Raw genomic sequence first — 24,963 nt, 5'->3', positions numbered from 1 at the left:
GCCCGTAGATTTTAGCTTTTTATTTCAAACAAAATAGGCGGTTTCATCGGTGTCTCATAAAATGCTCCCCAAAGAGATGAAGAGAGATTTACGTATCTATAATTGGGGCGCATAAAGATTGGGCGGTTCGATAGGTTTGCCAACTTGCCGCTGACTTGGGAAATAGCTCAGTATTTGCCCCCTGACAAAAGTGGATTCGTTACGTTGTTTGGCTTCGCAGGTCTAACAATGAAAGGTAACTACATAAAACCAAATTTAACAAAAAATGAAAGTTCATTCAACCAACTATATAAATACATTTATTGAAATTGCCGAAGACTGTCCAGCTACCATGGGCGAGATTCCACCTGTGAAAGGAGATGGAAAGTCGGTTGCCAATCTTCAATTTGATTTAGTGAACAAAAATCCATATAAGTTCACTTCGGACGATGTCTTCTTCCAGGTGTACGCAGAACGACAGGACTTAGCTGAGAGCGAATTGGACGAAGCCAGAAAGCAGTTTTTTTCAAAAGGCCAACCTTGTTTCCGGGCTTCTCCATTAACAAAACGATATGGCTGGGGTGTTCATTCTGATTCGGAAGGGAAAATTGCTTTATATGGTTGTCAAACTCCAGAATATAAGGCGTTTTCAAGGAATAGCTCCTTGAAGGTCATTAAAGCGATGAAAACATCCAAATAAAGTGGGATTCGCTCCGCGAGTGTGAGCTTGTCACCCGGTTAGGAGGCTTGGCAGCCCAACAGCCACCGTGTTCGCAGGCGAACGAATCAAGGAATATCCATCTCATATATGGCTCCTTTCGTGCTACACGGATTGATGATAAGTGATGGATTTTGAACGAAAAGGCAAAACTACCCGTGATTTTCTAGTAGCATCTTAAACTTCATTTCCGTATAGGCCGGATGATGAAGTTTTTTAGCGGGTTCTTCTTGATAATCTTCACGAGTTGGCCGTTTTCGTAGAGGTATTCATCTTCCCGGTCGTTTAATTTGGCTTGATACGTACCTTTTGCGGGTGAGGTCAGCGTAAAATAATCGCCAAAATATTCGGAATAAGCCCGATTTCGACCCGTTGGCTCCGTGTAGAACATGTCAGTTACCGTATAGTCGATGCGCCGGGTTTCCGAAGCTGTACGCGTGTATTTATACTGATCAGCGGTAATCTCATAATGGTCGCCTTTCCACTCGGTTCGGGAAGAAAAATTGCCTTGGTTGGTATGAGCATCGACCGTAGAGCGAATCAATTTCCCTTGTTGAACCAGACTGATGACTTTGTAATAAATTTTAATCTTGTAAACCAGAAAATTGACTTTTACATCGCTGACCAGCGTAAAAACCACAGTTTGTTTATCACGCTGCTGCCGATTAGCAGTCATCGTACCGACCTTGATTCCGGCCATTTCAATCGCATATTCTTTCGTGTAAGTTGTATCGTGAGGAGTATTTTGTCCATAACTAACCAATGTCAACACCGTCAATAATACAAGAGTAATCAGCCCAGTTCGAAAGAAGCTACGTTCATTGTTGAATACGAAAACTGTTGTTTCCCAGCAAAATTGGACCGGGGTTAGTGTGTCGAGTGGTTGTTGAATCATTTTCCAGATTTAAAACACCTCGTGGGCAAACCGCTGAACAAATACCACATCCAACGCAGGATGAGCGAACGATATCCTGCCCACGCTGGGCATACCAGCGTACGTCAATACCCATTTCGCAATAGGTTGAGCAGTTTCCGCAGGAAATACATTGACCACCGTTCGTAGTGATGCGAAATCGGGATTTGAAGCGTTGGACAAGTCCCAGATAAGCTGCCAGCGGACAGCCAAATCGGCACCAGACCCGGCTTCCGAAAACGGGATAGAATCCGGTACCTAGTACCCCTGCAAAAATAGCCCCGATGGCGGACCCATATACCGAACGGATACTGTTGGAATCCAGAAAACCAAATAGCGATGGTTGCCCACTCCAGTACGTATATAGCACTAAAGCCGTCATCAAAACGGCAAATAGGAGTACCGAATGCACAACGATACGCTCCAACTTCCAGGTGCCTAGTCGTTTGTCGGATAGTTGTCGGTAAGGATCGCCCAGAGTTTCAGCCAGACCACCACAGCCACAAACCCACGAGCAGTACCAGCGTTTGCCGTAAAAATAAGTTAGGATCGGTACGCCAAGCAGCCAGAGGGCCGTTCCCCAGACGAGGAGAAAGACACCAAACGTACCAGCCTTAATTTTTTCATCGATTCGGTAATCGAAATAGAAACTGTAATCCAGCGGCCACATATTTTTCAAATCCTGCGCGGGCTGATGAAAGAAAGCGAGTATTTCAGGAATTAGAAACGCGAAAACCATCTGGAAAAACATTACCGAAAGTGTACGTAACTGTTGGTAGCGGTTATGTCTATACTTGACTAACATCCGTACCCCCATTACCAGAATCACTAGCGTATACAATGTACCATACACGAACCACTGGCTGGCGGGACCACCGTTCAGAACCTGACTCAGCGGGTCGAATAACAGTACCCAATTGCTCATGTACTCTGGGAAAAAATAGAGCAGGACGTAGAACCCAATCAGGAAGCCACACACTACGATGCCAATCCAGCCCCGGTTTGTCGCCGGGTTCTGATAAATGCCATTGTTTTTAATGCCGGGTAATTTCCGTTGAGTCGGCAGGATGTAGAGCAAAGCCCCGCCAATGCACAGCAGTAAAATCAGCCATAAAAACAGTTGACTATTATCCGAAAAAAAACCAGTGCTGGCGGCTTTCGTTACCTGAAAGGCATAATCCTGAATGAGTCGATTAGTCTCATTACGCTGCTTATACCTATCATTAAGCTGGGCGATAGCAACCCGATAATCCCCGACAAACCCGAACGACGCACCGTAAACCTTTCCCTGCATGGAAGCCGTAGCCGAACGAACAGCCTCTAATTGCTCTTTGCTAATGGTTTCGCTTAATACCTTGTCCGTTAGTACATATCGACTTAGGGGAAGGATCGCAATAAAGAGAGCAAATCCAATCAGAAAAGCAGTGAGACCAATACGTTGCCCGGTAGTTAGCATAGTGATAACGGATTAATACGTAGCTGAAAATAACCGATGAAACCAACCTTTGCGAGCGGGGGCGTGGCCAGTGAGTCGATCGGTATAAGCATCCGAAAATTCCGGATTGAAATCAGCCTGCCGAAACTGGCTCAGTACTTCCTCAAAAGGTGTCCGCTGCTGAATCCAACATTCGCAGATAGAATGACGCAACCGTAGCCCAAAGGCATGAATACCGACAACGGACTGATCAGTTTTTCGGTAGTTGATACGTAGACACTGTTCGCCAGCCGGATTCTCCCAATAGTAAGTTTGTTCGTTGTCGGTAAGCTGGGCGTTCATGGTGCCATAGGTCTGATATTCGATGTTGAAGAATTTGGCCGAGTTGAAAAATACACCCGGTCGGTAGGACGTTCGGGAGCCGCAGAGCGTACGAGCCAAGGTCTCGCCGTGCATCCGACCTGTATACCAGATTTGTTCGATGGGTTTGCGAAGCGCACCGTCTGTTCCTGTTATAGGTTGGCGAAACTCGTTGCAATCGCCGATGGCGTACACATCTGCTACATTGGTTTCGAAATACTCGTTGACCAAAACACCTTTCCCCAGTTCAATACCTGAATTTTTCAGGAATGCTACGTTCGGCGTAACACCTACACCAAGACCCACAAACTGACAAGGAATTTCTTCGCCTGCCTTCGTCGCTACCGCACGCACTCGTCCCGATGGATCAGCCAGAATTTCATTAAGTTCGGTTTCAAGCCGGAGGTCGACACCATGCCGAAGCAAATGACGACCGACTAACTTACCTTCTTCAGTGGGTAGTGTGGAACTCCAGTAATGTGGATCTCGCGCCAGAATTGTTACGTCAATATGCCGGGAACGTAGCATTTCGGCCAGTTCAACGCCAATAAGTCCACCGCCAACCACTACCGCCCTGTCGATATCTTTGGTGAATTGCTCCATTCGATCCAGATCAGGCAAGCCATATAATCCCTGGACGCCAGACGAAGTCAGACCAGGCCAGTCGAATGTAGTAGACGCCGAGCCAGTAGCCAGCACCAGCATATCATATTCGAGCCACTGGCCATCAGCCAGCCGAATTCGCTTTGTTGATGTTTCGACCTGCTCAACATAGCCACGTAGCAGATCTATACGATTTTTGGTCCAGAACCAGTCTTCGTAGGGCTTGGTATGAGCGTAGGTCATATGCCCCATGTAGATGTACATGAGAGCGGTGCGCGAGTAAAAGTGCTCGGACTCAGCCGAAATGACCGTGATACGTACCGTTGAATCCTGTTGGCGAACATGCCGGGCGGTTGTGATACCGGCAATACCGTTTCCGATAATGATAAGGTGCTTCATAACGGCCCATTTCAGCAGCGCTTACTGCTCGTTGAGATTCCAGTTGTAGTCCAGGAACTCTATGTCGGTCTTATCCGAAATTTTTGTGTTGGAATATTTATTGACCCATTTCACGATCGATTGACCATTTTTGGTCCAGTCACCTTTGTACCAGTTGAAATAGTTCGACAGCTGGGCTTCGTCTTTGCTGATTTTATTCTTGGACGGATTATTCAGAAAGTCACGCCCCTGATCGTCCATTTGCGCATCCAGTTTATCGGCCATGTAAGCCTCATTTCGAAGACGGGGGCATGAAATAGATGCGCAGACAAGGGCAAAGTGAATGCGAGGGTCGTTAAATTTTTTACGCAGGATGCCGTGTTCGATGTTATCGAGACTCATTTTTTCACCACCGATTGTAAAAAACTTGGCAGCCCAAGGCGTAGTCACAAACGGAATCTTGATTTTTGATCCAATATCCTTGATGCTTTTTACGGGATAATGGTCGAGGATCAGCCGGATGGTGTAGGCGTTGTAGGCATTAATCCAGTACGCCATCTGCTCGTTTTTGCTCCACGAAGCAGCCGGTGGATTTTTGCTGAGCGTAGCCAGATAATCATTCAATGCCTTCCCCTCCGACTTGAAGCCTTTATAATTGACCAAGCCTTTTTCGTTGACGTATTTTTTCAGGAGTCGGTCATAAGGGCTGTGATCCACAGGTGCTACAGTTGGCTCTGTGAAAGCAGTGGTTAGTAGACTTACTAATCCAAACAGTAGAAATTTATACTTAAGGTGCGTTTTCATAATTCGGCTTAAATTGTCTTACTCTCAGATATACGCCCCAAGCTACCGAATGGTTTTAATAATCATAAATTCAAACTCTGTCGATTAACTTTTCGTATGATAGGGTAAGCAAGCCAACATCTTAATGCTTCTATCGTCGCTGTTAACCGCCCTATTGATTTCACCTCCGTCCGACAGTGTTCCAAAAGGGTTCAGTATCTTACCTCTTCCGCTCGTTTATTATACGCCCGAAACCCGACTGGCATATGGTGTGGCGGCTACAGCTACATTCCGTTTTAAACGGGATATGGCCTTTTTGCGGTCAGATTCATCCAGACAGGCCAGAGCCGCTGTTCGTCCTTCCCAGATTACGCTGGGATTTGCGTATACGCAGAACAAACAAATATTGTTTTACCTGCCTTTTCAGATTTTTTACGACTGTGACAAATACTACGTTAATGGCGAGGCCGGGTATTATCGCTACAATTATTATTTCTTTGGAGTTGGCCAGCAGGAGGTTACTCGTGAGCTTTACGGAGTGAATTTCCCGCGGATACGTGTCAATGCGTTCCGACGAATAAGCCAGAACCTGAATCGGGGAAAGCTTTACGCAGGCATTCGGTATCAATACGAAGATTATCAGGTAACCAGCGTTGAGCCGGGTGGATTGCTGGCTTCGGGTACTGTAGCTGGAGGATTAGGTAGCCGGTTGTCGGGAGCTGGACTAGGCTTGTTTTATGATTCACGTAATGTCATTTTCTTCCCATCTAAAGGCATTGTGGCCGACATTACGTATCTAACTCACAATCAGACGTTGGGCGGCAATGTTCGCTTCGATCGCTACATCGCTGACGTATCGTCCTATCATTCGTTGAGTACCAAAGCAATCTTAGCGGTCAATTATTTCGTAAGTTTTACAGCGGGTGGGGCTCCCTTCAATGCTTTGTCATTGCTGGGAGGGACCAAGCGGATGCGTGGCTATTACGAAGGTCGATACCGCGACCAGAACGTAGCAATGATTCAGAGTGAGGTCCGGTTTGACCTGTATAAGCGTTTGGGTGGTGTGGTTTTCGGGGCCGCTGGCATTCTGGGTGATACGCATTCATTGCTACGTGTTAATGAACCTAAACTGTCCTACGGAGCTGGATTGCGCTTTACGATGAATCGTAGAGACCATCTTAACATCCGATTAGATTACGGAATGGGACGTCAATCGAGCGGTTTTTATCTGACCATTGGAGAGGCTTTTTAACTGAAAAATGTCTTCCTGCCCAGAGTGTTTGTCAGGGTCTGATAAATAGCCTATTTTACTTACTTATTGATTACCAATGACGTATAGTATTATCATTCCTACTTATAATGAAGCTCAGGCGATTGGCCGGTTAGTTCAGAATTTACTGACCCTCGGCGGAGCTTCCTTACAGGAGGTTTTGGTGATTGATGCAGGAAGTCCTGATGGTACTGCTGAGGTCGCAAGACAGGCGGGTGCTATCGTCTGGCAATCGCCAAAGCCGGGCCGGGCTACCCAGATGAATTTCGGTGCTACGTTGGCAAAAGGCGATATACTGTATTTTGTCCATGCCGACGTTGGTATCAACTCTGATTTCATTGCAGATATTGAGCAGGCCGTTAAAGCAGGTTATGAAGCGGGTTGTTATCGGTTTCGGTTCAATTCAGACAAAATTATGCTCCGCTTTAACAGTTACGGAACCCGTTTTTCAGGCATAATGAGTCGCGGAGGAGACCAGACTTTATTCGTAACTCGCTCGCTGTTTGACCGTCTGGGTGGTTTCGATGAATACTATACCATCATGGAGGATTTTGATATAATTATCCGGATTCGGAAGGTAGCGCGGTTTTGTATCATACCGAAAGACGTATTGGTATCAGCCCGAAAATACGACACCAACAGTTGGTTGCGCGTACAATTGGCGAACCTGACCGCCTTTTCGCTATTTTTTATGAACGTGTCGCCAGGCCGGATTGCCCGCACGTATAAAGCCATGTTGAATTATCGTTGATGAAAAGAACCGTACTTTTAACCGGAGCAAGTGGCTTTCTAGGGTCTCACCTGACCCGTGAACTACTGGTGCGTCGATACCGGGTAAAAGTATTAATTCGGCATCAACAGCTTTGCCCAACGCTAGCTGGGTTACCGGTTGAACACTGCGAAGGCGATGTTTTAGATACTCAGTCGTTAAAAAAAGCAGTAGCAGGTTGCGATGCAGTTGTTCATGCAGCGGCTCTGGCTCAGGTTAACCCGGCCCGCAATCCAGTTGTATGGGCTGTGAATTATACCGGAACCCAAAATATGATTGAGGTAGCCCAGAAGGCCAGCGTTCAACGATTTGTCTATGTTGGAACGGCTAACGTTTTTGGGGTTGGTACAAAGCAACAACCTGGAGACGAAACCTATCCGTTTGGGGGGGAGCGGTATGGCTCCGATTACATTGATAGCAAACGAGCCGCTACTGAGCATGTTCAGGAAGCAGTACAGCAGATTGGCCTCCCCGCGATTATGGTTCATCCAACGTTTATGTTGGGCGGATTCGATGCTAAACCAACGTCCGGGCAAATGCTTTTGGAACTCTATCGAGGCCGTGTGATGGGCTATCCAGCCGGTGGAAAAAATTATGTTCACGTACGAGACGTAGCGGTAGCCACGGTCAATGCTCTGACGCAGGGGCGATTGGGTGAATCGTACATTTTGGGAAATTCAAACATGAGTTACCAGGAAGCGTTTCAACTGATGGCAAGACGTATGAACGTATCACCACCGCGCTGGTCGATTCCTCCCAGTCTGGCAAAGCTGTATGGGTTTGGCTGTGATGCATTTGCTAAACTAACTCGCCGTCCGGGACAGCTAAATTCAGCCATGATTGCGGTGGCGAACGATGGACATTATTTTAGTTCACAGAAAGCCATCACCGAACTAAGACTACCTCAGACGCCAATTGAGGAGGCTGTAGACGAGGCCTTCAATTGGTTTATTCAAAATAACTATCTTACTCAACGTGCTCGAACTAACTAAGCCAATCGCATCGTCAGAACCCGGTGACATACAAACATCGGCTTCACCAATTGCCAGTTCGGATGGCCCCAAAAAACGCAAACCTGTAACAGCGATTGGAGGGGTGTTTGCAGGAAAAGTAGCTATTGTTACTGGCTCGGAATCGGGCATTGGAAAAGCTACTGCACGGGCCTTGGGCGCAGCGGGAGCTAAGGTAGTTTTAAATGGACGCACAACGGATCGATTGGCCAAAACAGAGGATGAACTGCTTGGCGAAGGTCTGGACGTAGTGAGTTGTCTGGCCGATGTAACTTGCTTCGATGACTGCGAACGCTTGATTGCAACTGCAATCGAAACGTTCGGGCAATTGGATATTCTGATCACGAATGCCAGTATCTCTATGCGTGCTTACTTTGCCGACATGAATCCCGACGTATTCCGGCAGGTGCTTGATAGTAACGTATACGGGACGGTTTATCCGTTGAAAGCCGCTTTGCCTCATCTGACCAAAACCAAAGGTGTCGTTACGTTCATTTCCTCTATATCTGCGCTAAACGGAATGCCCAGTGGCTCGGCTTACTGCGCCGGGAAAGCGGCAGTAGCTAATTTGGCCCACACATTACGTCTCGAATTGGCTCATACAGGTATTCAGATTGGCGTAGTACACATCGGTTTTACACAGAATGACCATGACAAACGAGTACTCGATGCAATGGGTCAACCGGTACCAATTGCACACCGTCCTCCCCGCTGGCAGAAAAGTCAGGTGGAAGTTGCCCGGATTATTCTTAAGCATGTTCGACGACGTCGGCAACGGACAGTAATTTCAGCGCTGGGCAGACTCATTGTACTAGTCCATACGCATCTACCCCGGCTAGGAGACTGGATTGTGCTCACTACAATTCGTAGACTCCGGCATTTTTATGAGTAAAATCTATTTTTAGCTTGTTCTCGTATTCTCATTAACTTAATTCAACCGGTGCGCCGGTCCGACTTTATGCAGACGTATTATAATCCTGAAGACCTCAAAAAATTTGGTAAGATTGGTGAGTTTCAGAAAGAACTGGCCGACAAGTTTTTTTCTTACTACGGTTCTGTTTTTGCGGAAGGAGCACTGACGGCCCGTGAGAAATCATTGATTGCGCTGGCGGTTGCTCATACGGTACAATGTGCTTACTGTATTGATGCATACACGTCTGATACGCTCGAAAAAGGCTGTTCGGAAGCCGAAATGATGGAAGCCGTTCACGTAGCAGCCGCCATTCGCGGAGGGGCTTCGCTGGTACACGGCGTGCAAATGATGAACAAAGCCAAAGACTTATCGATGTAAATAAAGAGCGAGAGAGGGAATAGTTAACGTAAGCAATTTTCGCTCTTTCACTCATTCAGCCTATGAAATCACTTAAAGCCAGTGGGCATCAGTTAGCCAACGTTGACGTACAACTGCAAACGCTACAAAGCGAAGTAGCCGATACGTTGCAATTGCCCCTTTTTCACCAGAAACTTCAAGCCGCGGGACTATTTCCACTAAGTACCGTTGAGCCTGCTGTTTTTCAGATAAACCTGGGGAAAATGTGTAACCAAGTTTGTCGGCATTGCCACGTTGATGCGGGTCCCGATCGGAAGGAAATTATGACCCGTGAAACGATGCAGGCGTGTTTGGATGCGCTGGCCCAAACGAATATTCCGATGGTCGATTTAACGGGTGGCGCCCCAGAAATGAATCCGAATTTTCGTTGGTTTGTGGAAGAGGTTCGGAAGCTGGGCCGGAAGGTTATGGTACGTTGCAACCTAACCATCATCGTAGCCAATCCTAAATACAATGACCTACCTGATTTCTTTCGAAAGCACGAGGTTGAAGTCGTTAGTTCGTTGCCCTTCTATAATGCCGATAAAACAGACCGACAGCGTGGAAAAGGCGTTTTTGAGGACTCTATCCGGGCGTTACGTATGCTGAATGCGGTGGGCTATGGTCAACCCGATACGGACCTGCTGCTGAATCTGGTTTATAACCCAAACGGCGCTTTCCTGCCTGGTTCGCAGGAGAGTTTGAAGCGACAGTTCAAACGGGTTTTGCAAGATGAGTTTGGCATTCAGTTCAATGACCTGTACGCCATTACCAACATTCCGATCAGTCGATTTCTGGATTACCTTATTTCTTCTGGTAATTACGACGGCTACATGGAAAAACTGGTCAATGCCTTCAATCCGGTAGCAGCTGCTGGAGTCATGTGCCGAAATACTCTGTCCATCAGTTGGGATGGGTTTATTTACGATTGTGATTTCAATCAAATGCTTGATTTAAAAGTAGCTAGTCCTGTACAGCATGTCAAGGATTTCGAGCTGAACACCTTAAATAAGCGAGCAGTGGTTATTAATCAGCATTGCTACGGTTGCACCGCCGGAGCTGGGTCCAGTTGCGGAGGTACAACCGCTTGATTTACATCTGACTGACCAGCGATCGCATCAGGCGAGTAAGATGAGGCTCTGCTGTACCCGCAGCCGCTATAATTTTTTGAATGTCGGCTTTTTCCAGGGTTTCAGGTATGCATATATCTGTAATGACCGACACACCAAAAACAGCAATTCCCATCTGATTAGCCACAATAACTTCCGGAACGGTTGACATGCCCACGGCATCGGCACCCCACTGCCGGAGCATTCGGTATTCAGCCTTTGTTTCGAGTTGAGGACCCGTTACGCTGACGTAAACCCCTCGCTGGAGACGGATACCAAGTTCATCGGCTATAGTAAATGACCGATCAATCAACGCTTTGCTGTATGGTTCACTCATGTCGGGAAAACGGTCACCAAACTCGGGAGGGTTTGGCCCTACGAGCGGATTCTGAGGGAGTAACAAACTGATATGGTCGTCAATGACCATTAAGTCGGTTGTTTGAAAAGCAGGATTTAAACCACCGGCTGCGTTTGAAACCAGCAGCGTTTGAACGCCCAGAGCATGCATGACACGTACTGGAAAGGTAATTTGCTGCATGGAATAGCCCTCATAAAAATGAAACCTGCCCTGCATCACGATTACGGGTTTGTCAGCTAATGTACCCAGAAGTAGCTTCCCTGAATGAAATTCAACCGTTGATAGCGGGAAATGAGGAATGGATTCGTAGGGTAAGGTCGTTTCGATGGTCAGCTCCTGTGCCAGTGCGCCAAGGCCTGTTCCGAGAATGATCCCAATTTGAGGGGAAAGTTGTGTTTTCGATTGAATAAACTCGGTTGTCTGCTGAACCTGTTCAAGTATGGTCATAAACGATAGTAGGGTATCTTTTTTGCAAGATACTCGTTGAGAATTAATCACACGATTTCATTAACCGATTGTTGGCTTGTTTCGTTATTATTATTCATGACACCAGAGCAACTGATTGTATTTGTCAAAAATCCTATTCTCGGCCAGGTTAAAACCCGTATCGCCCGAACCGTGGGAGACGCTAAAGCGCTCGAAGTGTACCAACACTTACTAACTTATACACAAAATTTGGCATCTGAATTTAAGGGGCGCTGTGCCGTATATTACGGTGATTTTGTGAACGCTGATGATGGATGGAATCCATTTGCTAAGTATAAGCAATCAGAAGGGGATTTGGGTGAACGTATGTATAATGCATTTGAGGAACAATTTAGAGAGGGCGCCAGAAAAGTGGTAATTATTGGCAGCGACTGTTTTGATATAACCCCCAGCCATATTCATAATGCGTTTACAGCCCTCGATACCGTGGATGTAGTTATCGGGCCAGCCACCGACGGCGGATATTATTTGCTGGGCATGAATAATCTACATCCTTTTTTATTTCAGGAGATGCCTTGGAGCCAGCCCGAGCTGAGACAGTTAACAGAATTAGCTGTTATGCAGCATGGCTTAACCTTCGCCCGACTTGATGAATTAACCGATATTGACGAATGGGCCGATTATGAGGCTTATCTTCAGAAAACAGATCAGCCGTTATGATACGTGCCCTATACTTTTCGCTTTTACCGTCACGCCACGTTTGAATCAGCCAACTATTGTCGTTATCATTCCCGCCTTTAACGAGGAGAATTCAGTGGGGAAGGTGATCCGTGAAATACCTGCTCAATTAGTACAGGAAGTTATTGTCGTCAATAATAACTCCAACGACCGTACTGCTGTCGAAGCTTCTCGCGCTGGCGCTACCGTGCTGGACGAACCTATTCAGGGGTATGGGCGGGCGTGTCTTCGGGGTATAGCTTATATTAAGCAACTTCAGCCTACACCCGACATCGTTGTTTTTCTAGATGCCGATTATTCTGATTTCCCGGCTGAACTGTCTCGTGTCGTTGGGCCAATTCTGAAACACAACGCTGATTTAGTGATTGGTTCACGCGCATTAGGCAAACGGCAGCGTGGCTCTATGACACCTCAACAGCTCTTCGGAAACTGGTTGGCTACCCGGCTGCTACGTTGGCTGTATGGAGTACGTTTTACTGATTTGGGGCCATTTCGCGCTATTCGGTTCGAGACGTTATTGAGCCTAAATATGCAGGATAAAACCTATGGGTGGACCGTCGAAATGCAATTAAAAGCCGCCAAGCTACGCTGTAAAACAACGGAAGTACCTGTGAGTTATAGAAAACGGATCGGGCACTCAAAAATTTCGGGCACGATCAAAGGCACGGTGTTGGCGGGGTATAAAATTCTGACCACCATTTTTAAGTACTGGTAGTAAGACTGAATCAGTGCTGATAATGCGCTGGAATTGACACAATGGAGCTATTCATTCTCTTTCTTTACAACCTGCTGCTTTTTCTAATCGTGCTGTTCAGTATTGGTCAGTTAGGGCTTCTTGTGCGATACGTATACGGTCGCTGGTGTCATAGAAATGAGCGCATTCCGGAGCTTGATACAGGCTGGGAGCAGTTACCTTCGATAACTGTTCAATTGCCTATTTATAACGAATTATACGTAGTGGAGCGACTGATTGATGCCATCGTTCAATTGCGGTACCCTCGCGACAAGCTGACCATTCAGATTCTGGACGATTCGACGGATGACACTACATTGCTGATTGCACAAAAAGTGAACGTCTATCAAGCAGCAGGCCATCCGCTGGTGCATATCCGCCGAACCGACCGATCGGGTTTCAAGGCAGGAGCGCTTGCTCATGGGCTTAACCTAATCGATAGCGAATACGTAGCGATTTTCGATGCTGATTTTCTACCTGACGCCGATTTTTTACTACGTGTGCTTCCCAGTTTTACGCAGCCCGGCATAGGTGTTGTACAGACTCGCTGGTTACACACCAATCAGTACTATTCGCACCTGACTCAAATTCAGGCATTTGGCTTAAATGCCCATTTTCTCATTGAGCAGTATGCCCGATATGCCACCAATCTATTTTTAAATTTTAGTGGAACAGCCGGTATCTGGCGTCGCGCAGCCATACTAACCAGTGGTGGCTGGCAGGCGGATACCTTGACCGAAGATCTGGATTTAAGTTACCGGGCGCAGCTAACAGATTGGAAAATCGTTTACCGTACCGATATCGGGGTGCCTGCCGAACTGCCTATTACAATGGATGCAATTAGGTCTCAACAGTACCGGTGGATGAAAGGGCCAGCTGAATGCAGTCGGAAGCTTTTGGGAAAGGTATGGCAGAAACCTAGCCTCTCAATCAGCAAAAAAATACAGGCCTGTTTTCATTTGCTGAACAGCTCTTTGCTGGTACTTATTCTGAGTATGGCTATGCTGAGCGTACCCGTCTTATGGATTCATCATCGCCATCCCGTCTGGGCAGCTACCAGCTATCAATTATCAAAATTATTCTTACTGGCTACCATCATTTCAACCATTTTTTATGGGATTTCCTATTATCAAGCTGAGATAAAACAAGGACTTACTGGCTATCAAACAAAAGGAAATACCCTTAGCCGAATAGTTCGATTTTTTTGGCTCTTTCCAACCTTTATTTCCATCATGCTGGGTTTGTCACTACACAACAGCCTGGCCGTTCTGGAAGGCCTATTTGGGAAAAAAACGCCCTTCATTCGTACTCCAAAATTCAACAGTACGACAAAGGTCATCGACTGGAATTCAAATGTTTACATAAAGAAAACATTCCCCAAATCTGTTTTTGGGGAAATTGCACTTGGTCTGTATTTTCTGGCGGGGCTCGGTTTAGGTTTATATTTACACGATTATTCTATGAGTATTCTGCATAGTCTGCTGGTTGTTGGCTATGGGTTGGTGGCCAGCTATACTCTGGCGCATAGCTGGACCAGAGAAAGGAACGTAGTGCCAAACGTGACAGTTCTACAGCCATGATTACGCCATTCCGAATTGGCTGGTTATTTCTTTCACTAGCTCTGTATACCCTGATCGGATATGGGCTTATCCGGCCACAGTTTAACCTTCTAATTCTGTTATACGGACTTACCTTTTGGGGATACGTTTGGATTACCAGGCCGCTGTGGACAGTCTCAAGTCAAACATCACTCACGTTTAGCCCCCAACCTGAACCCGATCGATTTCTCTTTCTGGCAGCCATTTTATTCCGGCTAAGTCTACTAGCAGTCATTCCTAACCTATCAGATGACTATGTTCGATTCATCTGGGATGGACATTTGGTTGCCAACGGTTATAACCCGTATCTTTATTTACCCAGCCAGATTATCAATACCCCTTTATCGGTAACATTTGGACTAGCCGAATCGCTATATCAAGGTTTAAATTCTCCAAATTATTACACAGTTTATCCCCCAGTCAATCAGGCATTATTTGGGCTTGCGGCATTGCTCTCGCCCTATGATTTGCCAGGCAATCTGATTGGGTTACGTATACCGATTCTGCTGGCAGAATTTGGTACGTTGTGGTTACTGCCTCAGCTCCTGCGTCGATTTGGAAAAAACCCCAATTTGGCCTTGCTGTACGGCTTGAATCCACTAGTGATTCTAGAACTGACGGGCAACCTTCATTATGAAGCTGTAATGATTTTTTTCGCGCTTTTAGCCGTTTGGTCTTATCAGCAGAAACGATGGGAGATATCAGCAGGTGCATTAGCCCTGAGTATTGGCACGAAGCTGCTACCATTACTCTTTTTTCCAGTGTTAATTCGATACGTAGGCTGGAAGCGAGGACTCGTGTACGGTTCAGTTACCTTGGGTATAGTCGGAATGCTTTTTCTGCCATTTTTTGATACAAACTTGGTAGTGAATCTATTTGCAAGTCTTGACCTTTATTTCCAGACGTTCGAGTTCAATGCCAGTATCTACTACTTAATTCGGGCAGTCGGCTACTTACTAACGGGCCACAGTATTATCAAAACAGCTGGTCAATTCCTATTTATTCTTACCGCCTTTAGTATAATTGCCATTGCTGTCTGGAGCCCATCGAAGATATCCTCTCGTAAACTATCGATTCAATTAATGCTAACGTTGAGTTTATACTGGCTGTTGGCCACAACAGTTCACCCTTGGTATATAACTTCGCTGTTGGTAGTAAGCTCATTTACAGCTCTTCGGTATCCATTTATCTGGTCGGGACTTGCCATCCTATCTTACGGTGCTTACCAGACGTATCCATATAATGAGAATTTACCACTTATCTGTCTGGAATACGGGATACTGATTGGATTTGTATTGTATGAATGGAAAAGGCTAAATGGCAGAAAGGAGTCAGATGAATTTGAAACTTTAGAGTATTAACAAGTCCGTCCTAACACTATCAGCAATACTGAAAAAGGCATACCTTGAATACATATTTAAATTTTACAGAACGCACGACCTGTTATCTAGGATATTATCCAGTAATATCCTAGATAACAGCTATTTTTTTAGTCGATTGCCAAATACACTGATTAGCTGTTCTAATAACAAACCCCAGTTACCCACACTCCATGTGTTTTTAGCTACTAATTTTTGACTGATAACGTAAGTGGATTTTAGAAATTCCTCCTCATTGACATAAGGCCCGTAGGCTTTTAAATGACCGAGTATGGTCTGATGCAGTGTGTCCAGTAAGGTAAACCGCTGAGCTCGTTTAGTTACCAATGGAGGATACTGCATAAGCCCTGTTATTAGTGGCCAGTTACGTTCCCAGTTTTCCACCAGCATAGGATACCGCTTAGCCCATTCGGTTTTGAAACCTTGCCATATCTCGGTTGCCTGAGTCTCATCCGTGATAGAATATAAAGAACGTAGTATCTTAATGGCAGCCACTTTGTCTTTGCCGATCAGAGAGTGTAGTGTAGTCCGCATCTGAAGCATCACACAGCCATGTACATGCGTTTGGGGATAAATTTTCCTAAAGGCTTCCCGGAGACTAACTGGCTCCTCGCCACAGGCAATCAGTATATCCTCAACTCCACGCTCCTGTAGATCAGATAATATCATTGTCCAAGTGCTGGATAAATCGTGAGCACCAGCGTAGTAGCCTAGGATATCCCGCCTGCCCTGCAAATCAATTGTAATAACCACATATACTGGCCTATTAGATGAGTGGGTACTATGCCAGAATTGAAAAGGTAGACTTGCCACCCACAGAAAAGTATAGATGGGATGCAGGGGGCGTTTATGCCAGGCTTCTACACGAGGCAAACCTTGATCGGTAATCCTCATCAGAACGGTCATCGACACAGGCCACCCATGCCAGTTAAGCTGACGTCGAATGGATTGGTAGGGTACCCCTTCATAGAAGTTTTCGTTCACAAAGTGATCTGCCTGTATCCCAAAAATGGCTGGTTGATCAAGCAAGGTAGCCTCTAGTGTATGGTTTGCCAAAACAGGAGCATTCTCGTTGGCTTCGACGGACTGATCAGATTCTACTTCTGTCACCGCTGCCTCTATTGGACTCGCTGATTCGTCAATAGAGGCAACGAGTTGTTCATCTCCCTGAAGAGCCGTTTCCAGCAAGTCTTGCATCACAGGCCCTAATACTGCTTTGATGGAGGCCATATTGATGGGCCCCATTCGCAACTTCTCAACCGCCTGTAGGCGAAACTGCTCGTAATCAAATTTTTCTCCTGAAGCCATCTTGAAAGAAGTCATCACCTTGTGCAAAGTGGCTGACTGTAAATCGCAAAAGTTTGATCAAATATAGAAGTAAAGGACTGTTAAGGACATGTATGTCCTTAATGTTTTTTTAGAAATTATGATTCTTTGCCCTGTGATAGGGATACGAGACAAAGAATTCATAAAACTCTTTGGGGTGAGTGTCCGCCAGAAGCGGCAACAAAAAGGACTTTCTCAGGATGAATTGGCATATCAATGCCAGGTAGATGTGCGTCAGATTGGTCGAATTGAACGAGGGGAGATCAACACCACGATCAGTACGGTCCTTGTTTTAGCTCGTGCGTTGGAAGTGAGTATAGCCGATTTATTTGATTTTCCCTTACCGCCAACCGGAGAAGACATTCAAGGCCAGTAATTGCTTTAGAAGGGTTAGTGCCCCAAGATCGGTAATAATATTTATCTAGGCTGATGAAGTTATACAGATATAGCCTGGGATGCGAACTAAGCTAATCGCATCAATTTAACTCTCAAACATTTAACATTTGTACAGTTAACTCTAGGCGATATGATTTGTGTGGTGAGGGGAGCGAGACATATTACACATGATGTTAAAGGTAGTCCCCGAAAATTTCCCTCAGATATAATAATGGATGTTTGCAAATCTGTTTGCAAATAAAAACAGAAAGGAGTTGCACAATAGTGCAACTCCCTGATTATTAGGCTCCCGAAGCTGGGAACCCGATTTTCCTCTTTCAATGCACTCAGGCCCTGTTTTGTGTAAAGGTACTGGTTTTGGGACTGGTTTTTGTGCAGATAAGAGGATTTATGCCACGAACCGAGCACGTAACCCGATCTGACAAGTGACCCGCTTAGGCCAGTTTCAGAACAACAGTTGCTGATGGGTACAGCTCGATTACCTTGCCAGTAGTGAGATACTTAGGCTTGTAGCCAATGGTCTCCCGTTCCTGCTCAGTAGCTATTACCATTGCTTCGCTCTGTTTTCTGATTTCTTCCCAAGCTGCGGCTTGATCACTTGACTCAAGCTTTGATCCTGGATGGTCTGTAAGTAATCCAGATTTCTCCAATATGGATATACTTAAGCGCTCATTAAGCTTACGTAGGCGTATTGTTTCTTCCCTTTCACTTTCGAAAAGCTTTTTATAATCAATGTTTGCCACCTCAGGCGACGATGTCCTATTTACGCGAAGCATCTCACCTTGCCCTGTTGCAAACCAATCCAGGCTTATTCCATACTTATCAGCCACCTCGCATAGCCCATCATAAGCCGGAGCAACCTCGCCGTTAGCCCATCGCCCGTACTTGACGCGACTGCGCTTGATAATATTCTCATCTTCCGTTGAGGCCATCTGAACTGCCAAACGATTTGTGTTCAATTTAAACTCTTTCATGAACTGCTTAAATCGCTCAGAAAAGCCACTTTCTGAAATTAACTTCTCGTTCTCCATAAATTAAGCATCTAAAAGGTTGCTAAAATGTATCTTTATAGTTTTATTTGCTAATCATTAAGTCCCTAAGGATATATGAATAATTAAGCCTTTGATACAAAGCAACAAAAAAGTCATGGAAAAGCAACAGTTATGCGACAGAAAATTTGATAATGGGTTCCAAAAGATATTTAAACGGTATCCTTTGCTGAAGAGCAAATACGTAAAGGGTGTGATAACTCACCTCCAATTGATACCTGGCGCGCATGTATATGATAGACATCAAATACGCAGAGTCATTAATGATGAAGCTCCATTAAACTCAGATAACAAGGTAATTAGAGATGCCTTCCTGAATCGTGCTGCCGAGTTGATTCCCGACTTCAATCTGAATTAAACTTCAAATGGCTGATTTTAGTGGAATCTGGCTATCTAAGCCAGTATTAGAGCTTTCTGACCTCAACCTGACCGATAAGGTTGTGCTGTGTCAGGTTATTACCCTTTCAAGGGAAAACGAATGCAACGCCACCAATAAGTATTTGGCTGGGCAGATCGGCACGACCGTTACGTCGATAAGCCTGATTCTTAAAAAGCTTTCCCAGAAAGATTACATTCATATTGAGGATGGTAAAAACGAAGGGAATAAACGGCAAATTTACCCCTCTTTAAAATCTTTAAATACCCTATTTAAAAATCTTAAAGAGGGGGATGCTGCCTCTTTAAAAATCTTTAATACCCTATTTAAAAATTTTAAAGAGGCTCTTATAAAATTTGAAAGACCCTATTTAAAAATTTTAAATACCCTCTTTAATAATTTTAAAGAGCTTATATATAGGATTGAAAATAAAAGAGAAAATAAAGAAGAAAGTAAAATAGAAAGAGTATTTAAAAAAGTAAATGGCGCTACCGCGCTGTTTCAAACCATCCTTTTAATTTCTGGGGGTGTGTACGAAAATGAGAAAACGTACAAAGCTTTCTTAAAAGCCGAACGTAAAAAGCCTAAACCCCCCAGTTCCGGGCCGCCCCAATTTCCCGAAAACTGGACACCATCTATGCAATCGATTTACAGCGAAAGATGGATTCCGTTCTACAGAAAAAAAGCTGGACGGAATATGCAACCTGATTCGGTTAAACTTCAACTCGAAAAGTTATCTGTACTGAATGAGGTTCAATTGATCGCCTGTATTGAAAATTCGATTGCCAACGATTATCAAGGCTTATTCCCAGACAAATACAGAACATACCATGACAACCCTGCCAAAAACGCCATCAATGGCAATGCCAGCGCCAACAGCAACCCTTTCGGACAGGGAGCCATCATTCCCACAGGATCAACTTACCGACAACAGTCTTTCGGTAGAAGAAAAACCGTGGACGGGCATCCCCAGCCAGCAGGATCAGGAACGCTACAATGAAAATCACCGTCGGGCAATGGAAAAGCTATCCCGTAACGATTCATTCTTTCAGCCAGTCGATTACAGTAAGCTAACCGAAAAGGGGAAAGAGGACAGAGAGCGTGTTGCAGCCGCTAATCATGTCCCGACGCAATTAGAAGCCATTTTAGGGCGTTTGGAATCGTCAGTTCGTGCAAATTACCGTCGGCAGGTACTTGGTTTCGATATTGCCTGTCAGGTAATCAAGCGGACGTTCGAAATCGAATTGTCCAGAAAAAGTAAGGAAATCGACCTCAGCGACGAGCAGATTATAGTACTGGAAAATATCATTAGGTATTTCATCGGTGCGCCTAATTCACCCTATCCGCTTCATAAAGGACTGTTTCTGTATGGCGGTTACGGAGTAGGTAAAACGTTTCTGTTTCGAGCAATGCAGACGCTTTGCCGAATTGCGCCAATTCCAGATATGCAGTTTGAAGAGATTTCGACCAAAACCTTTGTCACTGCTTGGAAGAACTTTAAGGACAGTAAAGAGAAAAAAAATAACCCAGTTCTTCAATACAGCCGTGGCAATCTACTACTCGATGATTTAGGAGAAGAGGTGCAAAAAATCATGTCATTCACCAACGTCGAAAATCCGATTGATGAGCTATTATCTGAACGCTACGTGGCTTTTGATCGCTATGGGCAGGTAACACACGTCACAACGAATTTAGGACTTGGAGACAGCGAAAACGCACTGGAAGAGCAGTTAGTTAAGCTTTACGGCAGTCGTATTCTCGACCGATTCAACGATATGTTCGAGGTTATTCTTTTACCCGGAGATAGTAAACGCGGATGAATACGACAAAAACTTGCTCAAAATGTTCTTACGAAAAGCTATTGACTGAGTTTCACAAACAGAAGCGAGGTAAATACGGAGTGAGAAGTATTTGTAAAACCTGTAGCGCCAATCATAGAAAAGAATATTGCAGCAATCCTGAAATTAAAAAGCGGCATAGGTTAGAGCAAGCGCAATGGCGTAAAGATAATCCTAATCGAGCAAAAGAAATAAACAGAAAATCGTGGCGTAAGCATAGCGCAACTCTTAATAAAACAAGGCGAGAGCGATATGTAAGCGATCCAGATTTTCGCGCAAAAAGCATTGAATATGATAAACGTTACAAAGAAAGTGGTCGAAGGAGCGCAACAAACAGACTAAACCCCAATCATCGATTGCGAGCAAAAAAGTTTAGACAAGAGAACAAGGAGCATGTATCTCAAACTCAAAAACAATATCGAAAACGCATTTGGAATCCTCACGAAAAACTACTTCGCCTACAACTTGATAAAAGCTATGTCGTGCAGGTCATAAAAAAACAAACACATTACGCACTTAAGACCGAAGAAATACCAGAAAGTTTAATCGAATTGAAACGGCAAACAATTGCCTTAAAACGTCAACTAAAAAAACAAATCCATGAGTAAAGTAATGCCTAACTACGAATTGCAAAATGACATCGATCTAAGCAAATTTTTATTGGGTGCCATTCGTGATGTCCGCAAAAATGAACTTGACCTTGACAAAGCTACTGTTATCAGTCAACTAGCGGACAAATACACTAAAAATGAAATAATGCGTTGCTTAAAAGCCAAAATTCAGAAGAAAGAATTATTAGATATACCTGGTGAAGTGAATAAATTATTAATGACAAATGCAGGATAGTATTCCACAGCCTTACTATCTAGAACATGCCGACAAATGGGCAAAGTTCGCCATTGGCATTGATCCAGATAAGGATAAAAACGGCGTAGCCCTCTGGCATCGACCTACCCAGAAGCTGATCAAACTGGAACGGCTCACGACGCCACAAACGGTTTTGCTCTGTATTGATTACAGGGAGACTGGTTTTGTTTATTTGGAAGCCGGACACTTAATCAAACATATCTGGGGATTAGACCCAAAATGGAGTTCGGCTAAAAAAGCGTCGGTAGCACGCGATAAAGGCGTTAATCATGGGTTCGGACTATCAATCAAACAATGGCTAGAGCACTACATGATTGCTCATGCTGAGGTGTTGCCAGAAAAGAAGTGGACGCCCGAGTATTTTAAAATGATTAGCGGTTGGGAGACGAAAGATCAGGAGTTAATTGATGCAGGCAGGATGGTTGTCGGCAGATGAGAAAAGAACGTAAAAAAAAGAAAGGTTTTCAGTAAAAGGTTTAGGTTGAGTACAGAAAAGCCCCGACGGTATTGTGCGGGGCTGATTCTTTAAGTAAAACAAGTTCGCATAAATTTCATTCCAAATTCAGTTACCTCAATTGATGCGCGCGTTTGTTTTATTTCTTGATGTGAAGGCTTTTGAATGTTTAAGTGATTTAAAAAATCACTATGTATTGCATTAATTGCATTATACGGGGCGTCGTATAATATTTGTTGTGGCAACATATCTGCTATAATACCTAGTGCAATTAGGTTTGAAATATAAAATGAAATATTTTCTGGGAATTGCAGACTACCTACGATTAGCGAAAGATCTGTTAAGTATCTTTCAACGATAATTTGATGTTTCGTTAAAACATGCTCTTTATATAAAATTACATATGCAAATCGAAAAAGTCTTTGTGCGTAGATGAGCCTAATAATTTTTGCTTCATCGGCGGAAATTTTTTCAATTAGGCTTACAAAATTGGGGTGAGCCTGAGAAATAGTATCTACATTGCTTGCTTTATTAAGTAGATTAATAAAAAGCTTGGCAATGTCTTCATTGGTGATGTAGGTTAACTTTTCAAAAGTAGGAATCAGTAATTCCGGTGGAGTTTCAATTCTTTTTGCTTCCGGAATGCTTTCAAAAGATTCACTTAGTAATTTTAAATTACGCTCAAATTCCATACGTCTTTTTGCATTTGATAGTCGCATAGGATAAGAAAAACGCAACGCGCATTCTATAAGATCACCAGCAAAAGTACCTAAATGGGAGAATGATTTCTTAATTAGGTCATTGTAAATATCTTTCGAAACTTCCGTTAAAGCTTTACCAGCTTCTTCGCCAAAATCAGCCATATATGAATACGTTATTATTATTATTTGGAATTGCGGATGCTGCCGTTGGCCTATTCGTTTATTATGGGACACTAACTTCCGATGACAATAAATCGCCAGCCAGATTGGGGGCAACAATCATGACGTTTTTATTGCTTGGGAGTGCTGGCTGCTTGATAGGTGCGGCACTCTATTGATTGTTAATTTCTTACTTCCCAAATACCTAGCCAGCCACTCGCTGGCTTTTTCTTTTCAACCTACACCATTTTCCCGGCTTTGTCAAAGTACCGTATAATCAATATAGTTCTTTATAGTTATATTTTTTGTATCTTAATTGTTGCATAATTGAATCTTTTGCGTACATTTGTACAGTCAATCAGCAACAGAGAGCACTCCCCACGAAAGTTGCAACGTTGCTGAGCGATACAAACGATACTTCGCAACTATCATTATGCAACATCAACCCTTACCCGATTGGCTAATCAATCCTTTGCTTGATGCAGACTGGACTGATTTGTCAGATACCTGCAACTGGGCGGCTGGCCTGTTTGCGAAATATGATTTCTCTCTTGAGATATATGCCATACCAGCTAAAGATTTCCCCTTTGAACGATATCGGCTATTTGTTACGACCGATGGCTCCACTTACGTAGCTGGTAAACAAGCATGGCTAGGTGTTGATATTGCTGGACTCGCGGAAGAATTGTTAAACGATTTGACGAAAGAAAATGAATACTAGCCCCACCAAAACCGTTACCACCACCTTGTTCGTGATGCCACGTAAATCAGGCAGGTTCGTCAAAGGCGAAACACTAACCTATGAGCCGGATATGTTTGGCCCGGCCTATTCGGTGGAGTTTGTCCGCTACTACGGTGACAACGCGTTTTTCCTGCTGGATGGGGAGGTAAAAGAAGATTATTACTATAAACTCTCTCGCTAATGGCAACCCCTCAACAACTCCCGACATTCCGGCGCGGTCAGACCGTCAGTATCAAGTCGCATAACGGCAATAAGATTATCGCTACGTATCAGCACATCGTCAACGGTCAGGCAGTGGTATTACTAAGAGGCATCCCGTTTACCTGTCACCCTTCGCAACTGTCGTAACATGGAACTGACAACACTAACCGCACCCATAACGCCCTCAGAATTAGAATGGCGTGTACAGTCCCAGACCAAAGACGGACAGAAAATTATCGTCGTGCATAAATCCTTATCAATCATGCCAACTTGGTTCAAATCGAAATACACCTACTCCGAACCTATTGACGATTCAACGGTAGGTACACGTAATCAGGAGTTTAGTCGGGTAAAACCTAAAACCTGTACGTTACTGGTCGATGCTGTAAGCTTCACTGATGCAGAGTCTCGCACCTACGAGTACATTCCTACTAACCATACAGACTCCGCCATCACTACCATTGCACGGCAGAAATATGCAGATGTTGTTCAATACGACACGGGTAACGACTGGTACGATGTGAAAGTAGATTTTCTGGTGGAGGATGAACGGACGGGTAAACAGAAACGACAAAAGACCAAAATGCTGGTCAATGCAGACAGTAATCAGGAAGCTCTGCAACGTGTAACGGAAAGTTTAAAATCTGCGCTCGATCCGTTTGAAATTACGCACGTTGATAAAACTGATATTCTGGAAGTGTTATTCTATTCAGCCCCAACTAACTAACCAATTAGCAACGAGAAGGGCACGAAGCAATGGGCGGTGGATTCTGCCGCCTGTTCTTAGCTCTCTGGCAAGGCAGTGGCCTAACCCATAAAATGATAGTACTCCATCTCCTCATTCTCATCGGCGGCATTATGCTGATTGGCCTATCGGTCGTAATCGATGAGTGGTTAGGGGAGCAATAAATCCTCCCCCGGCTGCGGTGGTCGGGGGATAAACGAAAGCAACTAACATTCTCACCATGAAAGGATTTAAAGTTTTC

Annotated in this window: 29 protein-coding genes; 21 read left to right on the top strand and 8 right to left on the bottom strand. The window is 44.6% G+C overall.

Annotation, left to right across the window (positions count from 1 at the left end; all coding sequences use genetic code 11):
- Positions 1 to 265 precede the first annotated feature (265 nt).
- Positions 266 to 679: a DUF6157 family protein gene (locus ACYVD4_RS27725; protein ID WP_460951195.1), complete on the top strand. Its 414-nt coding sequence runs from the start codon at positions 266 to 268 to the stop codon at positions 677 to 679.
- A 202-nt stretch (positions 680 to 881) separates the two neighbouring features.
- On the opposite strand, the gene ACYVD4_RS27720 is transcribed toward ACYVD4_RS27725, so the two are convergent.
- From ACYVD4_RS27720 to ACYVD4_RS27705, 4 genes are read right to left on the bottom strand one after another with little or no spacing between them, the layout of a single operon-like run.
- Positions 882 to 1,592 carry a DUF6134 family protein gene (locus ACYVD4_RS27720; protein WP_460951194.1) on the bottom strand — a complete coding sequence of 237 codons (711 nt, stop codon included), beginning with the start codon at positions 1,590 to 1,592 and terminating at the stop codon, positions 882 to 884.
- The gene (locus ACYVD4_RS27715; protein WP_460951193.1) at positions 1,516 to 3,066 is read right to left on the bottom strand and encodes a 4Fe-4S binding protein; all 1,551 of its coding nucleotides are present in this window, start codon (positions 3,064 to 3,066) and stop codon (positions 1,516 to 1,518) included. The genes ACYVD4_RS27720 and ACYVD4_RS27715 overlap by 77 nt, the downstream gene beginning before the upstream one ends.
- Positions 3,067 to 3,078: 12 nt before the next feature.
- Positions 3,079 to 4,407 (bottom strand): NAD(P)/FAD-dependent oxidoreductase, encoded by a 1,329-nt coding sequence (locus tag ACYVD4_RS27710; protein ID WP_460951191.1) that lies wholly within the window; start codon positions 4,405 to 4,407, stop codon positions 3,079 to 3,081.
- Between the two features lie 21 nt (positions 4,408 to 4,428).
- On the bottom strand, positions 4,429 to 5,190 hold the full coding sequence (locus ACYVD4_RS27705) for a DUF547 domain-containing protein (RefSeq protein WP_460951190.1): 762 nt from the start codon (positions 5,188 to 5,190) through the stop codon (positions 4,429 to 4,431).
- Positions 5,191 to 5,314: 124 nt separating this feature from the next.
- On the opposite strand from ACYVD4_RS27705, the gene ACYVD4_RS27700 reads away from it, so the two are divergent.
- The 6 genes from ACYVD4_RS27700 to arsS all read left to right on the top strand — a co-directional run bounded on the left by ACYVD4_RS27700 (position 5,315) and on the right by arsS (position 10,618).
- On the top strand, positions 5,315 to 6,421 hold the full coding sequence (locus tag ACYVD4_RS27700) for a BamA/TamA family outer membrane protein (protein WP_460951189.1): 1,107 nt from the start codon (positions 5,315 to 5,317) through the stop codon (positions 6,419 to 6,421).
- 76 nt (positions 6,422 to 6,497) lie between these two features.
- Positions 6,498 to 7,190: a TIGR04283 family arsenosugar biosynthesis glycosyltransferase gene (locus ACYVD4_RS27695; RefSeq protein ID WP_460951187.1), complete on the top strand. Its 693-nt coding sequence runs from the start codon at positions 6,498 to 6,500 to the stop codon at positions 7,188 to 7,190.
- Entirely contained in the window at positions 7,190 to 8,200 is a 1,011-nt protein-coding gene (locus ACYVD4_RS27690; protein ID WP_460951186.1) for an NAD-dependent epimerase/dehydratase family protein, read from the top strand. Before ACYVD4_RS27695 ends, ACYVD4_RS27690 begins: the two co-directional genes overlap by 1 nt.
- Complete coding sequence (locus ACYVD4_RS27685; RefSeq protein WP_460951185.1) at positions 8,184 to 9,110, top strand: SDR family oxidoreductase; 927 nt, start codon at positions 8,184 to 8,186, stop codon at positions 9,108 to 9,110. Before ACYVD4_RS27690 ends, ACYVD4_RS27685 begins: the two co-directional genes overlap by 17 nt.
- 66 nt (positions 9,111 to 9,176) lie before the next feature.
- Positions 9,177 to 9,509 carry an arsenosugar biosynthesis-associated peroxidase-like protein gene (locus ACYVD4_RS27680; RefSeq protein WP_460951624.1) on the top strand — a complete coding sequence of 111 codons (333 nt, stop codon included), beginning with the start codon at positions 9,177 to 9,179 and terminating at the stop codon, positions 9,507 to 9,509.
- 62 nt (positions 9,510 to 9,571) lie between these two features.
- Entirely contained in the window at positions 9,572 to 10,618 is a 1,047-nt protein-coding gene (gene arsS, locus ACYVD4_RS27675; RefSeq protein WP_460951184.1) for an arsenosugar biosynthesis radical SAM (seleno)protein ArsS, read from the top strand.
- Between the two features lies 1 nt (position 10,619).
- On the opposite strand, the gene ACYVD4_RS27670 is transcribed toward arsS, so the two are convergent.
- The gene (locus tag ACYVD4_RS27670; RefSeq protein ID WP_460951183.1) at positions 10,620 to 11,441 is read right to left on the bottom strand and encodes a purine-nucleoside phosphorylase; all 822 of its coding nucleotides are present in this window, start codon (positions 11,439 to 11,441) and stop codon (positions 10,620 to 10,622) included.
- A 96-nt stretch (positions 11,442 to 11,537) separates the two neighbouring features.
- On the opposite strand from ACYVD4_RS27670, the gene ACYVD4_RS27665 reads away from it, so the two are divergent.
- The 4 genes from ACYVD4_RS27665 to ACYVD4_RS27650 are packed head-to-tail and all read left to right on the top strand — an operon-like array spanning position 11,538 to position 15,850.
- On the top strand, positions 11,538 to 12,140 hold the full coding sequence (locus ACYVD4_RS27665; RefSeq protein ID WP_460951181.1) for a TIGR04282 family arsenosugar biosynthesis glycosyltransferase: 603 nt from the start codon (positions 11,538 to 11,540) through the stop codon (positions 12,138 to 12,140).
- A gap of 40 nt (positions 12,141 to 12,180) precedes the next feature.
- Positions 12,181 to 12,873 (top strand): glycosyltransferase family 2 protein, encoded by a 693-nt coding sequence (locus ACYVD4_RS27660; protein WP_460951180.1) that lies wholly within the window; start codon positions 12,181 to 12,183, stop codon positions 12,871 to 12,873.
- 41 nt (positions 12,874 to 12,914) lie between these two features.
- A complete protein-coding gene (locus ACYVD4_RS27655; RefSeq protein WP_460951179.1) occupies positions 12,915 to 14,471 on the top strand; it encodes a glycosyltransferase in 1,557 nt (518 codons plus the stop codon).
- Positions 14,468 to 15,850 carry a hypothetical protein gene (locus tag ACYVD4_RS27650; RefSeq protein ID WP_460951177.1) on the top strand — a complete coding sequence of 461 codons (1,383 nt, stop codon included), beginning with the start codon at positions 14,468 to 14,470 and terminating at the stop codon, positions 15,848 to 15,850. The genes ACYVD4_RS27655 and ACYVD4_RS27650 overlap by 4 nt, the downstream gene beginning before the upstream one ends.
- 120 nt (positions 15,851 to 15,970) lie before the next feature.
- On the opposite strand, the gene ACYVD4_RS27645 is transcribed toward ACYVD4_RS27650, so the two are convergent.
- Complete coding sequence (locus ACYVD4_RS27645; RefSeq protein ID WP_460951176.1) at positions 15,971 to 17,176, bottom strand: transposase; 1,206 nt, start codon at positions 17,174 to 17,176, stop codon at positions 15,971 to 15,973.
- An 88-nt stretch (positions 17,177 to 17,264) separates the two neighbouring features.
- On the opposite strand from ACYVD4_RS27645, the gene ACYVD4_RS27640 reads away from it, so the two are divergent.
- Positions 17,265 to 17,570: a helix-turn-helix domain-containing protein gene (locus tag ACYVD4_RS27640; protein WP_460951174.1), complete on the top strand. Its 306-nt coding sequence runs from the start codon at positions 17,265 to 17,267 to the stop codon at positions 17,568 to 17,570.
- 454 nt (positions 17,571 to 18,024) lie between these two features.
- Here ACYVD4_RS27640 and ACYVD4_RS27635 read toward each other — a convergent pair whose 3' ends face one another.
- A complete protein-coding gene (locus ACYVD4_RS27635; RefSeq protein WP_460951173.1) occupies positions 18,025 to 18,621 on the bottom strand; it encodes a hypothetical protein in 597 nt (198 codons plus the stop codon).
- Positions 18,622 to 19,004: 383 nt separating this feature from the next.
- On the opposite strand from ACYVD4_RS27635, the gene ACYVD4_RS27630 reads away from it, so the two are divergent.
- The 5 genes from ACYVD4_RS27630 to ACYVD4_RS27610 are packed head-to-tail and all read left to right on the top strand — an operon-like array spanning position 19,005 to position 22,156.
- The gene (locus ACYVD4_RS27630; RefSeq protein ID WP_460951171.1) at positions 19,005 to 20,015 is read left to right on the top strand and encodes a helix-turn-helix domain-containing protein; all 1,011 of its coding nucleotides are present in this window, start codon (positions 19,005 to 19,007) and stop codon (positions 20,013 to 20,015) included.
- A gap of 16 nt (positions 20,016 to 20,031) precedes the next feature.
- On the top strand, positions 20,032 to 20,835 hold the full coding sequence (locus ACYVD4_RS27625) for a P-loop NTPase family protein (protein WP_460951170.1): 804 nt from the start codon (positions 20,032 to 20,034) through the stop codon (positions 20,833 to 20,835).
- Positions 20,832 to 21,461: a hypothetical protein gene (locus tag ACYVD4_RS27620; RefSeq protein WP_460951169.1), complete on the top strand. Its 630-nt coding sequence runs from the start codon at positions 20,832 to 20,834 to the stop codon at positions 21,459 to 21,461. The genes ACYVD4_RS27625 and ACYVD4_RS27620 overlap by 4 nt, the downstream gene beginning before the upstream one ends.
- The gene (locus ACYVD4_RS27615; RefSeq protein ID WP_460951168.1) at positions 21,454 to 21,699 is read left to right on the top strand and encodes a hypothetical protein; all 246 of its coding nucleotides are present in this window, start codon (positions 21,454 to 21,456) and stop codon (positions 21,697 to 21,699) included. Before ACYVD4_RS27620 ends, ACYVD4_RS27615 begins: the two co-directional genes overlap by 8 nt.
- Positions 21,689 to 22,156: a hypothetical protein gene (locus ACYVD4_RS27610; RefSeq protein ID WP_460951167.1), complete on the top strand. Its 468-nt coding sequence runs from the start codon at positions 21,689 to 21,691 to the stop codon at positions 22,154 to 22,156. The genes ACYVD4_RS27615 and ACYVD4_RS27610 overlap by 11 nt, the downstream gene beginning before the upstream one ends.
- Before the next feature lie 89 nt (positions 22,157 to 22,245).
- On the opposite strand, the gene ACYVD4_RS27605 is transcribed toward ACYVD4_RS27610, so the two are convergent.
- Complete coding sequence (locus tag ACYVD4_RS27605; protein ID WP_460951165.1) at positions 22,246 to 23,037, bottom strand: DUF4393 domain-containing protein; 792 nt, start codon at positions 23,035 to 23,037, stop codon at positions 22,246 to 22,248.
- Positions 23,038 to 23,467: 430 nt separating this feature from the next.
- On the opposite strand from ACYVD4_RS27605, the gene ACYVD4_RS27600 reads away from it, so the two are divergent.
- From ACYVD4_RS27600 to ACYVD4_RS27585, 4 genes are read left to right on the top strand one after another with little or no spacing between them, the layout of a single operon-like run.
- Entirely contained in the window at positions 23,468 to 23,755 is a 288-nt protein-coding gene (locus ACYVD4_RS27600; protein WP_460951163.1) for a hypothetical protein, read from the top strand.
- Positions 23,745 to 23,957 carry a hypothetical protein gene (locus ACYVD4_RS27595; protein WP_460951162.1) on the top strand — a complete coding sequence of 71 codons (213 nt, stop codon included), beginning with the start codon at positions 23,745 to 23,747 and terminating at the stop codon, positions 23,955 to 23,957. Before ACYVD4_RS27600 ends, ACYVD4_RS27595 begins: the two co-directional genes overlap by 11 nt.
- Complete coding sequence (locus tag ACYVD4_RS27590) at positions 23,957 to 24,124, top strand: hypothetical protein (protein WP_460951161.1); 168 nt, start codon at positions 23,957 to 23,959, stop codon at positions 24,122 to 24,124. The genes ACYVD4_RS27595 and ACYVD4_RS27590 overlap by 1 nt, the downstream gene beginning before the upstream one ends.
- A 1-nt stretch (position 24,125) precedes the next feature.
- Positions 24,126 to 24,704 (top strand): DUF4494 family protein, encoded by a 579-nt coding sequence (locus ACYVD4_RS27585; protein ID WP_460951159.1) that lies wholly within the window; start codon positions 24,126 to 24,128, stop codon positions 24,702 to 24,704.
- Positions 24,705 to 24,963 lie beyond the last annotated feature (259 nt).

This window comes from Spirosoma daeguense (assembly GCF_054776875.1).
This window is presented reverse-complemented; position numbering and strand designations above follow the sequence as displayed.

Bases quoted from the DNA above. Each gene is read 5' to 3' on its own strand.
- ACYVD4_RS27690 (WP_460951186.1), top strand. From the start codon at position 7,190: ATGAAAAGAACCGTACTTTTAACCGGAGCAAGTGGCTTTCTAGGGTCT.
- ACYVD4_RS27610 (WP_460951167.1), top strand. From the start codon at position 21,689: ATGCAGGATAGTATTCCACAGCCTTACTATCTAGAACATGCCGACAAA.
- ACYVD4_RS27625 (WP_460951170.1), top strand. From the start codon at position 20,032: ATGGAAAAGCTATCCCGTAACGATTCATTCTTTCAGCCAGTCGATTAC.
- ACYVD4_RS27725 (WP_460951195.1), top strand. From the start codon at position 266: ATGAAAGTTCATTCAACCAACTATATAAATACATTTATTGAAATTGCC.
- ACYVD4_RS27715 (WP_460951193.1), bottom strand. From the start codon at position 3,066: ATGCTAACTACCGGGCAACGTATTGGTCTCACTGCTTTTCTGATTGGA.
- arsS (WP_460951184.1), top strand. From the start codon at position 9,572: ATGAAATCACTTAAAGCCAGTGGGCATCAGTTAGCCAACGTTGACGTA.
- ACYVD4_RS27640 (WP_460951174.1), top strand. From the start codon at position 17,265: ATGTATGTCCTTAATGTTTTTTTAGAAATTATGATTCTTTGCCCTGTG.
- ACYVD4_RS27680 (WP_460951624.1), top strand. From the start codon at position 9,177: ATGCAGACGTATTATAATCCTGAAGACCTCAAAAAATTTGGTAAGATT.
- ACYVD4_RS27630 (WP_460951171.1), top strand. From the start codon at position 19,005: ATGGCTGATTTTAGTGGAATCTGGCTATCTAAGCCAGTATTAGAGCTT.
- ACYVD4_RS27645 (WP_460951176.1), bottom strand. From the start codon at position 17,176: ATGGCTTCAGGAGAAAAATTTGATTACGAGCAGTTTCGCCTACAGGCG.
- ACYVD4_RS27650 (WP_460951177.1), top strand. From the start codon at position 14,468: ATGATTACGCCATTCCGAATTGGCTGGTTATTTCTTTCACTAGCTCTG.
- ACYVD4_RS27605 (WP_460951165.1), bottom strand. From the start codon at position 23,037: ATGGCTGATTTTGGCGAAGAAGCTGGTAAAGCTTTAACGGAAGTTTCG.
- ACYVD4_RS27710 (WP_460951191.1), bottom strand. From the start codon at position 4,407: ATGAAGCACCTTATCATTATCGGAAACGGTATTGCCGGTATCACAACC.
- ACYVD4_RS27635 (WP_460951173.1), bottom strand. From the start codon at position 18,621: ATGGAGAACGAGAAGTTAATTTCAGAAAGTGGCTTTTCTGAGCGATTT.
- ACYVD4_RS27600 (WP_460951163.1), top strand. From the start codon at position 23,468: ATGCAACATCAACCCTTACCCGATTGGCTAATCAATCCTTTGCTTGAT.
- ACYVD4_RS27720 (WP_460951194.1), bottom strand. From the start codon at position 1,592: ATGATTCAACAACCACTCGACACACTAACCCCGGTCCAATTTTGCTGG.
- ACYVD4_RS27595 (WP_460951162.1), top strand. From the start codon at position 23,745: ATGAATACTAGCCCCACCAAAACCGTTACCACCACCTTGTTCGTGATG.
- ACYVD4_RS27670 (WP_460951183.1), bottom strand. From the start codon at position 11,441: ATGACCATACTTGAACAGGTTCAGCAGACAACCGAGTTTATTCAATCG.
- ACYVD4_RS27705 (WP_460951190.1), bottom strand. From the start codon at position 5,190: ATGAAAACGCACCTTAAGTATAAATTTCTACTGTTTGGATTAGTAAGT.
- ACYVD4_RS27590 (WP_460951161.1), top strand. From the start codon at position 23,957: ATGGCAACCCCTCAACAACTCCCGACATTCCGGCGCGGTCAGACCGTC.
- ACYVD4_RS27700 (WP_460951189.1), top strand. From the start codon at position 5,315: ATGCTTCTATCGTCGCTGTTAACCGCCCTATTGATTTCACCTCCGTCC.
- ACYVD4_RS27695 (WP_460951187.1), top strand. From the start codon at position 6,498: ATGACGTATAGTATTATCATTCCTACTTATAATGAAGCTCAGGCGATT.
- ACYVD4_RS27665 (WP_460951181.1), top strand. From the start codon at position 11,538: ATGACACCAGAGCAACTGATTGTATTTGTCAAAAATCCTATTCTCGGC.
- ACYVD4_RS27615 (WP_460951168.1), top strand. From the start codon at position 21,454: ATGAGTAAAGTAATGCCTAACTACGAATTGCAAAATGACATCGATCTA.
- ACYVD4_RS27620 (WP_460951169.1), top strand. From the start codon at position 20,832: ATGAATACGACAAAAACTTGCTCAAAATGTTCTTACGAAAAGCTATTG.
- ACYVD4_RS27585 (WP_460951159.1), top strand. From the start codon at position 24,126: ATGGAACTGACAACACTAACCGCACCCATAACGCCCTCAGAATTAGAA.
- ACYVD4_RS27655 (WP_460951179.1), top strand. From the start codon at position 12,915: ATGGAGCTATTCATTCTCTTTCTTTACAACCTGCTGCTTTTTCTAATC.